Genomic DNA, 10,581 nt, shown 5'->3' with positions numbered 1-10,581 from the left:
AATGCTTTGATAAAAAATATACTTCCTTTAGAAGAAAAACTTAAAGAAAGAAAATTAGATAAATGGATGGAAAGGGTAAGAAGGTGAAAAATATTTTAGTTACAGGTGCTGATGGTTTTATAGGTTCTCATCTTTGCGAAAGTTTGGTCAAAAAAGGTTTTAAAGTCAGAGCTTTAAGTCAGTATAATTCTTTTAATTTTTGGGGACATTTAGAAAAAAGTCCTTTTTTAAAAGACATGGAAGTTATAAGTGGGGATTTAAGAGATAGTTTTTTTTGCGAAAAAATCACCAAAAATATAGATGCGATCTTTCATCTTGGCGCCTTAATCGCCATCCCCTACTCCTACGCAGCCCCACAAAGTTATGTGGATACCAATGTCAATGGCACTTTAAATATGCTCGAAGCAGCTAAAAAAAACGAAATTTCGCATTTTATCCACACCTCAACAAGCGAAGTTTATGGCACGGCCTTTTATGTGCCTATCGATGAAAAACACCCTTTACAACCTCAAAGCCCTTATTCTGCAAGCAAAATCGCTGCAGATATGATGGCGCTGAGTTATTATAATTCTTTTAATTTAAATGTCAATATTGCACGCCCTTTTAACACCTATGGTCCAAGGCAAAGCGCAAGGGCCATCATACCTACAATCATCACCCAAATTTTAAGCGGAACAAAGAAAATCAAACTAGGCGATTTAAGCCCTAAAAGGGATTTAAATTTTGTATTAGATACTTGCGAGGGTTTTATTTCTCTTTTAAATTTAAAACATTTTGGAGAAGTTTATAATATAGGCTCAGGAGTGGAATACTCCATGCAAGAAGTACTTGATCTCATACAAAAAATTTTAGACTCTAAGGTAGAAATCATCCAAGATGAACAAAGACTCCGTCCTAAAAATAGTGAAGTTTTTAGACTTTGTTGCGATGCAAGCAAGCTCAAAAAAGCTACAAATTGGCAAAGCAAAATAAGTCTAGAAGAAGGTTTAAGACAAAGCATAGAGTATTTTAAAGAAAATTTAGAAAATTATAAAAGTGAGCTTTATAATGTTTGAAAAAGAAATTTCTTTTATAAAAAGTCTTTTTAATAAAGAAAATATCGCCCTACATGAGCCTTGCTTTATAGGCAATGAGAAAAAATATCTCTTGGAATGTATCGACAGTGGCTTTGTTTCAAGCGTGGGAGAATTTGTAACGCGTTTTGAAGAAGCTTTAAAAGAAAAAACCAAAGCACGCTTTGTCATCGCTACAAATACAGGTACAGCAGCCCTTCATATCGCTTTACTAGCTAATGGTATCGATGAAAACTGCGAAGTCATCACTCAAAGCATAAGCTTTGTCGCCACGGCCAACGCTATCGCTTATACAGGTGCAAAGCCCGTTTTTTTAGATATAGATGAAAACACTCTAAGTTTAAGTCCTAAGGCTTTAGAGCATTTTTTAGAAAATCAAACTTATCAAAAAAATGGTTTTAGCTATAACAAAACCACCCACAAACCCATCAAAGCTTGTGTTATCATGCACACCTTTGGTTTAAGCGCTCATATAAAAGCCATCAAAGAGCTTTGTGAAAAATACCATATCCTTTTAATCGAAGATGCCGCAGAAGCCTTAGGAAGCACTTATGAAAACAAGGCCTTAGGCACTTTTGGAAAGTGCGGAATTTTAAGCTTCAATGGCAATAAAATCATCACAGGCGGATGCGGTGGAGCGATATTAAGCGATGATGAAAATTTAGCCAAGCTTGCAAGACACCTTAGCACCACAGCTAAAATCCCCCATCCTTACGAATACGATCATGATAGGATAGCTTATAATTACCGCCTTTGTAATGTAAATGCAGCGATCTTGCTTGCAGGACTTGAAAATTTAGAACTTTTTTTAGAAAATAAAAGAGAACTTGCTAAAATTTACAAGGATTTTTTTAAAAATCACGATAAATGCAAATTTATCGATGAAAAAAGCAACGAAAAAAGCAATTTTTGGCTCAATACCTTGCTTTTTAAAGATGAAAATTTAAGAAATATCTTTTTAGAAGAATGCTTGAAAAATAATATTTTCGTCCGTCCTGTATGGAAAAGCTTACCAAGTTTAAAAGCTTTTCAAAACTGTCAAAGCGATGAGCTTATAAACACTAAAAAATTAGAAAAACGCTTGGTTAATTTACCTAGTAGCGTTAGAATAGCAAATAAAAAGGAATGATGCATTGCAAAATTTAATTCAAAGCATTAAAAAAATTTAATAAGAAAAAATATGAGAGTAGCGAAAAAAAAAGGGGGGGGGGGGTTTTAAAAATTTAACTTCTTCTTTTAGGAGAAGTACGTGAAAAATGTCATCATTATAGGAGCGGGTGGCTTTGCTAGAGAGCTTTATTCTTATTTAAAAGATGCAAATTACGAAATTATAGGCTATATCGATATACAAGAAAATAATTTTTTTGACTTAAAATATCTAGGTAATGAAGATAATTTCGATAAAAAATTGATTCAAAAAGCATCTTTTGCCTTAGGTGTAGGACAAATCAATTTAAGAAAAAAAATCCTTTTAAAACTTTCAAAAAAATCGTGTAATTTTATCACTTTTATACATCCTCAATCTTTTGTTTCAAAAGAAGCTAAAATAGGACAAGGGGTTATAGTGTGTCCTTTTGTAACCATTAATGCTAATTCAAATATAGGAGATTTTGTGCTTTGTAATATTTATTCAAGCATAGCTCATGATTGCAAGGTAGGAGAAGGAAGTATTTTAAGCCCTTATGCTACACTCAATGGAAATTCAAGTATAGGAAAAAATTGTTTTTTAGCTACTAGAGTTAGCCTGTTGCCTTGCGTAAAATTAGAAGATAATTGCATAGTAAGCGCAGGTAGTATTATTAGTAAAAACTACACATCCAATCAACTTATTTTTCATAAAAATATAATTAAAACAAGGAAAAAACAATGAAAGAAATTAATATCATAGGCTTTGGTTTAATGGGTAGGCAAATAAGTGCTTTATTTTATTTATTGGGTTATGAAATAGGTGTTTATAATAAAAGCAAGCTCAATATATACGAATTTGAAAAACAAATAAAACTTCTACAAAGAAAAATAGATTTTTCTAATTTTAACGCCGGAAAAATAAACATTTACCAACATATAGAAGATCTTAAAAATAGCTTGACTATAGAAAGCTTAAATGAAGATTTAAATTTAAAAAAAGAAATCATACAAATTCTTAGAGACAATAATAATATAGTTTTTTCAAATTCAAGTTCTTTGGGTATGGATGATTTAAACTGCGATTTTATACATTTTTTCAATCCTATTTATATCAAATTAATAGAACTTTGTGGTTCTAATTTAGAACGATTTATCCCATTGAAAGATCTTAAAAAATTAGGATTTCATATCATTCGCAGCAAAGGCAATCGAGGAGCTTTAGCAAATTTACTTTTGTTCAATGAAATTTCATCGTTTTTTAAAATTATAGAAAAATACAATTACAATTTCAAAGAATGTCAAACAGTTTATGACTTGCTTTATGAAAAAAGAAATTTGTTAAATATTATCGACACTATAGGCATAGAACTTTGTGATAAAATTTGTAAGAATTTAAAAGAAGAAGATGAAAATTTTTACCATCCAAAAATCTTTAAAAAGGCCTTAGAAAAAGGAATTTTAGGTAGAAAAAATAAAACAAAAATAAGTGATATTTTATAAAATAAGTAAATATTAATTTAATATTTTATATAATCTAATCTTTTTATTAAATTGAAGGGGTGAGGAATGATTTATTGTGATCACTGCGTGATGCCAAATACTAGACCTGGTATTAATTTTACAAAAGATAAAGAAGGTAAAAATATCTGTTCAGCTTGTATCAATCATAAAAATAAAGAAAATATTGATTATAAAGCAAGATTTAAAGAGCTTGAAGCCTTATGCGATAAATACCGCAGAATGAATGGAAAATTTGAATATGATTGCGCTATTGCTGTGAGTGGAGGTAAGGATTCTCATTTTCAAGTGCATATTATGAAAGAAAAACTTGGAATGAATCCTATTCTTTTTAGTGTTGAAGATAATTTCACTATGACTGAAGCAGGTAAGAAAAATCTTAAAAATTTAAGTGAAACTTTTGGTTGTCATATTATTAGCTTAAAACCTGACATCAAAACTCAAAAAAAAGTTATGCTAAAAACCTTTGAAAAATATGGAAAACCTACTTGGTTTATTGATAGGTTGATTTACAGCTATCCTTTTGCTATGGCTTTAAAATTTAATACACCTTTATTGGTTTATGGGGAAAATGTTAGCTTTGAATATGGAGGTAGTGATGCCAAAGAAACTCCTAGTGCCAAAGAAATATTTTTAAATGGTACAGCTAGTGATTTAGATATAAATGAATTTATAGATGATGAAATTAAAGAAGAAAATTTGCAACTCTTTTTCAATCCAAACAAAGATAAGCTCGATAAACTTGACCCTATTTATCTAAGTTATTTTGTAAAATGGAATTCTTATAGCAATTATATTTTTGCTAAAAGTCGTGGTTTTACTGACCTAGAAGGCGAATGGGATAGAACAATGTGTGCAGAAAATTTTGATCAAGTTGATAGTATAGGCTATATCCTACACGCTTGGATGAAATATCCTAAATTTGGTCATACTTGTGCAAGTGATTACGCAGCTCGTTTCGTGCGTTATGGACTTTTAAGTAGAAAAGAAGCTATTGAACTTGTACAAAAAAGAGATCATAAGCTTGACAATAAATGCGTTGAAGATTTTTGCAACTTTATAGGTATTAGTAAAACTACATTTTGGAAAATAGTAGAAAAACACTACAATATGGATTTATTTTATAAAAATGATTTTGGAGAATTTAAGCTAAAAAATCCTTTAAAATAATTTGGAACGACTCTTGCTTTTAAACACTATAAAGCACACTAAGATTTAGGCAACAAACATGAAAAAAACTTTAATCATCGCAGAAGCAGGAGTCAATCACAATGGCGATTTAATTTTAGCTAAAAAGTTAATAGAAATCGCAGCTAACTCAGGGGCCGATTTTGTTAAATTTCAAAGTTTTAAAGCTAAAAACTGTATCAGCACAAAGGCTAAAAAAGCACCCTATCAGCTTAAAACCACAGCTAACAATGAGAGCCAGCTTCAAATGGTGCAAAAACTTGAACTCGATCTTAAAGCTCATAAAGAACTTATCTTGCACGCAAAAAAATGCAATATCACCTTTCTTTCTACTCCTTTTGATCTTGAAAGCGTAGATCTTTTAGATGAGTTAGGTTTAAAAATCTTTAAAATTCCAAGCGGAGAAATCACCAATCTACCCTATCTTAAAAAAATTGCAAAGCTTAATAAAAAAATCATACTCTCAACAGGCATGGCAAATTTAGGCGAGATAGAAGAAGCTTTAAATGTACTTTGCAAAAACGGTACTAAACGCCAAAACATCACTCTTTTACACTGCACCACAGAATACCCTGCCCCTTTTAATGAAGTCAATCTTAAAGCCATGCAAAGCTTAAAAGATGCTTTTAAGCTTGATGTGGGTTATTCTGATCACACTCAAGGCATACACATTTCTCTAGCTGCTGTGGCCTTAGGAGCTTGTGTGATAGAAAAGCATTTCACTCTAGATAAAAATATGCCAGGGCCTGATCATAAAGCAAGCCTAGAACCTCATGAACTAAAAATGCTTTGCGCTCAAATAAGACAAATACAAAAGGCTATGGGTGATGGCATAAAAAAAGCAAGCAAAAGCGAACAAAAAAATATCAACATAGTAAGAAAAAGTTTAGTGGCCAAAAAAGACATCAAAAAAGGAGAGATTTTTAGCGAAGAAAATCTTACCACCAAACGCCCTGCAAATGGTGTAAGTGCTATGAGATATGAAGAGTTTTTGGGTAAGATTGCTACTAAAAACTACAAAGAAGATGAGCTTATCCGTGAGTAAAAGAAAAATTTGTATAGTCAGTGCAACAAGGGCTGAATGGTATCTTTTAAGAAATTTATGTCATGAAATTCAAAATGATAAAGATCTAAACCTTCAAATCATCGCTACAGGAGCACATTTAAGTCCTGAGTTTGGACTCACTTATAAAGAAATAGAAAAAGAATTTAAAATTGCTAAAAAAATTCCTATATTACTCGCAAGTGATGATAAAATAAGCCTTTGTAAAAGCATGAGCTTAGCCTTTAGTGCTTTTAGTCAAGCTTTTGAAGACTTAAAACCTGATATGGTGGTGATTTTAGGCGATCGTTATGAAATGCTTAGCGTAGCAAGTGTGTGTCTTTTGATGCACATACCCTTAGTGCATTTATGTGGTGGGGAGCTTACTTTAGGAGCTATTGATGATAGTATAAGACACAGCATTTCAAAAATGTCACATTTACATTTTGTAAGTCATGAAATTTATAAAAAAAGGCTTTTACAACTTGGAGAAGAAGAAAAAAGGGTTTTTAATATAGGCTCTTTAGCTTCTACTATCATAAAAAATATGAATTTTTTAAGCAAAAAAGACTTAGAAAAAGCCTTAGAAATGAAACTAGATAAAGAACTTTACTTAATCACTTATCATCCTTTAACCCTAAATGTAAAAAACACTCAAAAAGAGATTAAAACCTTGCTTAAAAAACTTGACACCCTTAAAAACGCAAGTTTGATTTTTACCAAAGCAAATGCCGATGAAACTGGACTTTTAATCAATGAAATTTTGCAAAATTATTGTCAAAAAAACTCACACAAGGCTAAACTTTTTGACAATCTTGGCTCACAAAAATACCTAAGTCTTATGAAAATAGCCAAAGCCATGATAGGCAATTCTTCAAGTGGTATTAGCGAAAGTCCTTTTTTTAAAACCCCTTGCATTAATATAGGCGATAGACAAAAAGGGCGTTTAAGAACTCAAAATATCATTGATTGTGAAATTAATGATCTTGATCAAGCTTTTGAAAAATTAGAAAGTGAAGATTTTAAGCAAAAATTAAAAAATTTCAAAAACCCTTATGATAATAATAAAAATCCCAATAACATCATAAAGACTTGCCTAAAAAATGTAAATTTAGATACAATTTTACATAAAAATTTCATCGATTTATAAGGCTTAGTGTGGATATAAACAAACTCAAACTCACCCCTGATTCTAGCATAAAAGAAGCTTTAAAAATAGTCGGGAAAGAACGCGTTAGACTAGGCATTATAGTTGATAAAAAAGATAAATTTTTAGGAGTCATTAGTGATTCAAACATCAGAAAAGCTTTAATTGGTGGCAAAACTTTAAAAGATAGTATCAAGGATATTTACACTAAAAATCCCATCACCATAAAAGAAAACACAAGCAAAGAAGAGCTTTTAAAACTTTCTGCTAAAACCGATATTTATGATTTTCCTGTTTTAGATGAAAAGGAGCAAATACTTTCTATAAAATCTATCTCATCGCTTTTAAAAGCCAATCCAAACTCCATTATCATCATGGCTGGAGGCTTAGGCTCTCGCTTAAAAGAATTAACTAAAGATACTCCAAAACCTATGTTAAAAGTAGGCAAAAAGCCTATTTTAGAAAGCATAGTCCAAAGACTTAAAAATCAAAATTTTGAAAATTTTATCTTTTGTGTGAATTATAAAAAACAAATCATAGAGGATTATTTTCAAAAAGGGCAAAAATTTGGGGTTAAAATTTCTTATATTAAAGAGCGTAAAAAACTAGGTACAGCAGGGGCTTTAAGCCTTATAAAACAAGAATTTAAAGAAAGTTTTATCGTTATGAATGCAGACATTTTAACCGAGCTTGATTTTAATGATCTTTTAAAAGCGCATAAAAAATCAAAAGCTTTAATGAGCGTTTGTGTGCGTGAGTTTGAGCAACAAATTCCTTATGGAGTTATCACTCAAAAGCAAGGTTTTATAGAAAATATAGAAGAAAAACCCACTCAAAAATTTCTAGTAAGCGCAGGAATTTATGTGCTTGAAAATGAAATTTTAAATTTAATTACTAAAAATGAATACCTAGATATGCCAGAACTCATCAAACTTGCGTTGCAAAAAGGCAAGGTAAATACCTATATCATCAATGATTATTGGATCGACATTGGAAGGCCAGATGAGTTTTTAAAAGCCAATGAGGATTTTAAATGAAAGTCTTAATCATAGGCTTTGGAAGCATAGGAAAAAAGCATTTTTTAGCCTTAAAAAATTTAAATTATGAAGTAAGTTTGCTTTCTTTAAGTGCTAAAAAAGAAGAGTTTGAAAAAACTCCAATTTATCGCTCTTTAAAAGAATGTCATTTAAATGAATTTGATCTTTTTATCATCGCAAATATCACCACAGAGCATTTTAACACCTTAAAAGCTTTAAATGAGCTTGTAAAAGATAAAATCATACTCGTAGAAAAACCTTTATTTGAAAAAAGCCAAAATTTCACAAGCTCAAAAAATCACATTTATGTAGCGTATTTACTGCGTTTTCATCCTGTGATTGTAGCTTTAAAAAAACTTTTAAAAGGTGAAAAAATTTATTTTGCTAGTTTGGTTTGTAATTCTTATTTGCCCCATTGGAGGGCTTTAGACTACAGGAAAAATTATAGCGCTAAAAAAGAGCTAGGTGGTGGGGTTTTACTCGATCTTTCTCATGAAATCGATCTAGCCTTTTTTCTTTTTGGAAACTTAGAGCTTGAGTTCTCCCAAAATGCTAAAATTTCAGAGCTTGACATAACAAGCGATGATTTTGTCTTTTTGGCTTTAAAAAATTCACAAGAAGCTAAAATTCATATAGAATTAGGCTATTTTTCTAAATTTAACAAAAGAGAAATTACCATTCACACTTTAGAAAAAAGCTTTAAAGCCGATTTAATAAACAATAAAATCGAAATTTATCACAAAGATCAAAGTCAAAAAATCTTAAATTTTGAAAACGATACGATAAAAACCCTTCAAAATTTACATCAAGCAGTCTTTGAAAAAGAAAAAGAACTTTGCGATCTTAAGCAGGCTTTAAAAGTACTTGAAGTTTGCGATGAAGTAAGGAAAAAAAATGGCTGAAATTTTATGTACCATTTGTGCTAGAGGTGGAAGTAAAGGCGTTAAAAACAAAAATATTAGAAAGATTAACGAACTGGAAATGATAGCTTATAGCATCATACAAGCTCAAAATTCAAAGCTTTTTAAACACATAGTCATAAGTACTGATAGTGATGAAATCGCAAGTGTAGCCCAAAAATACGATGCTGAAGTTTTTTTTAAAAGAGAAGCCCATCTTGCCAATGATCAGGCTGCAAAACTTCCTGTCATGCGTGATGCCTTGCTAAGAAGTGAAAAGCACTTTAAAACGCGTTTTGAAACTCTCATAGACTTAGATGCTTCAGCTCCACTACGCTCAAGCCTTGATATAAAAAAAGCTTATGAAAGTTTTGTTAAAAATGATAATTCCAATCTCATTACCGCAGTTCCAGCTAGACGCAATCCTTATTTTAATCTCATAGAAATACAAAATAACAAGGTAGTAAAATCCAAAGAAGGAAATTTTACTACCCGCCAAAGTGCCCCAAAATGCTACGATATGAACGCTAGTATTTATATTTTTAAAAAGGATTATCTTTTAGAAAATGATAGTGTTTTTGGAGAAAAAACAGGGCTTTTTGTGATGGATGAAAGCACGGCTTTTGATGTAGATAGTGAGCTTGATTTTAAAATCGTAGAGTTTTTAATCTCTTTAAAAAATTTATCTCCAAAGGATTTTTAATGCTTGAAAATAAAATCATCTTTGTAGCAGGAGCTTGTGGGCGTATAGGTAAAGCACTTTGTCAAAAAATACTTCTTAATAAAGGCACAGTGATACTTGCAGATATCAACAAAGAACGCTTAAAAGAACTGCAAGAAAATTTAGAAACAACTTTTAAAACAAAACTTTTAAGCTTAGAACTTGATATCACTAAACAAGAAAGCTTACAAACCGCCCTTCAAAAAAGTCAAGAAAGATACGGCAAAATCGATGCTTTTGTAAACTCAAGCTATCCTTTTGGCAAAGATTGGGGTAAAACGCCTTATTATGAACTCAAATACGAACAAATTTGTGAAAGTTTAAATTTACATTTAGCAGGCTTTATGCTAGCCGCTCAAGAATTTGTGAAATTTTTTAAACAACAAGGCTATGGTAATATCATCAATCTTAGCTCCATCATGGGAGTTTATGCGCCAAAATTTGAAAACTATGAAGGCACTTCCATGCAAAGCTCTTTAGAATACAGTGTGATAAAAGCAGGAATTAATCACATGAGCTCTTGGCTAGCTAAAGAGCTTTTTAATCAAAACATACGCGTTAATACCCTAGCAAGTGGAGGAATTTTGGATAATCAAAATGAACTTTTTTTAAAAGCTTATAGAAAATGTTGTGCAAGCAAGGGTATGTTAGATGCTGATGATGTGTGCGGAACCTTGGTATTTTTGCTTAGTGATGAGAGTAGATTTATCACAGGGAAAACCTTAGTGGTAGATGATGGATGGGGCTTATGATGACCTTCACCCCTACTCAAAAAGAACTTTTTAACAAAAACATTGAGGCTTTAAGCAATATTCTTTTAAAAGAAAG

At 31.2% G+C, this 10,581-nt stretch carries 10 protein-coding genes and 1 pseudogene; all 11 read left to right on the top strand.

Annotation, left to right across the window (positions count from 1 at the left end):
• The first annotated feature begins 83 nt into the window (after positions 1-83).
• The gene (gene legB, locus ELQ04_RS08360) at positions 84-1,055 is read left to right on the top strand and encodes a 4,6-dehydratase LegB (RefSeq protein ID WP_002939073.1); all 972 of its coding nucleotides are present in this window, start codon (positions 84-86) and stop codon (positions 1,053-1,055) included.
• The gene (gene legC, locus ELQ04_RS08355) at positions 1,048-2,202 is read left to right on the top strand and encodes an aminotransferase LegC (RefSeq protein WP_002939070.1); all 1,155 of its coding nucleotides are present in this window, start codon (positions 1,048-1,050) and stop codon (positions 2,200-2,202) included. The genes legB and legC overlap by 8 nt, the downstream gene beginning before the upstream one ends.
• Positions 2,203-2,322: 120 nt before the next feature.
• Positions 2,323-2,920: pseudogene (locus tag ELQ04_RS08350) on the top strand (acetyltransferase).
• Positions 2,921-2,939: 19 nt separating this feature from the next.
• Positions 2,940-3,701: a 3-hydroxyacyl-CoA dehydrogenase NAD-binding domain-containing protein gene (locus tag ELQ04_RS08345; RefSeq protein ID WP_079396643.1), complete on the top strand. Its 762-nt coding sequence runs from the start codon at positions 2,940-2,942 to the stop codon at positions 3,699-3,701.
• Positions 3,702-3,767: 66 nt separating this feature from the next.
• Positions 3,768-4,889, top strand: coding sequence for an N-acetyl sugar amidotransferase (locus tag ELQ04_RS08340; RefSeq protein ID WP_002938823.1), 1,122 nt, complete (start codon positions 3,768-3,770; stop codon positions 4,887-4,889).
• A 58-nt stretch (positions 4,890-4,947) separates the two neighbouring features.
• The gene (gene legI / locus ELQ04_RS08335; protein WP_002938820.1) at positions 4,948-5,952 is read left to right on the top strand and encodes a N,N'-diacetyllegionaminate synthase; all 1,005 of its coding nucleotides are present in this window, start codon (positions 4,948-4,950) and stop codon (positions 5,950-5,952) included.
• Positions 5,945-7,099 carry a GDP-N,N'-diacetylbacillosamine 2-epimerase (hydrolyzing) gene (legG, locus tag ELQ04_RS08330; protein ID WP_002938818.1) on the top strand — a complete coding sequence of 385 codons (1,155 nt, stop codon included), beginning with the start codon at positions 5,945-5,947 and terminating at the stop codon, positions 7,097-7,099. The genes legI and legG overlap by 8 nt, the downstream gene beginning before the upstream one ends.
• Before the next feature lie 8 nt (positions 7,100-7,107).
• A complete protein-coding gene (locus ELQ04_RS08325) occupies positions 7,108-8,133 on the top strand; it encodes a nucleotidyltransferase family protein (RefSeq protein ID WP_002938815.1) in 1,026 nt (341 codons plus the stop codon).
• A complete protein-coding gene (ptmF, locus tag ELQ04_RS08320) occupies positions 8,130-9,035 on the top strand; it encodes an L-glutamine-D-fructose-6-phosphate isomerase subunit (RefSeq protein WP_002938813.1) in 906 nt (301 codons plus the stop codon). The genes ELQ04_RS08325 and ptmF overlap by 4 nt, the downstream gene beginning before the upstream one ends.
• Positions 9,028-9,735 carry a CMP-N,N'-diacetyllegionaminic acid synthase gene (gene legF, locus ELQ04_RS08315; RefSeq protein ID WP_002938811.1) on the top strand — a complete coding sequence of 236 codons (708 nt, stop codon included), beginning with the start codon at positions 9,028-9,030 and terminating at the stop codon, positions 9,733-9,735. The genes ptmF and legF overlap by 8 nt, the downstream gene beginning before the upstream one ends.
• The gene (gene ptmA / locus ELQ04_RS08310) at positions 9,735-10,505 is read left to right on the top strand and encodes a flagellin modification protein PtmA (RefSeq protein WP_002938806.1); all 771 of its coding nucleotides are present in this window, start codon (positions 9,735-9,737) and stop codon (positions 10,503-10,505) included. Before legF ends, ptmA begins: the two co-directional genes overlap by 1 nt.
• Positions 10,506-10,581: the final 76 nt, after the last annotated feature.

Origin of the sequence: Campylobacter sp. CH278 (assembly GCF_004378845.1) — a bacterium.
Taxonomy (GTDB): Bacteria; Campylobacterota; Campylobacteria; order Campylobacterales; family Campylobacteraceae; genus Campylobacter_D; species Campylobacter_D jejuni.
This window is presented reverse-complemented; position numbering and strand designations above follow the sequence as displayed.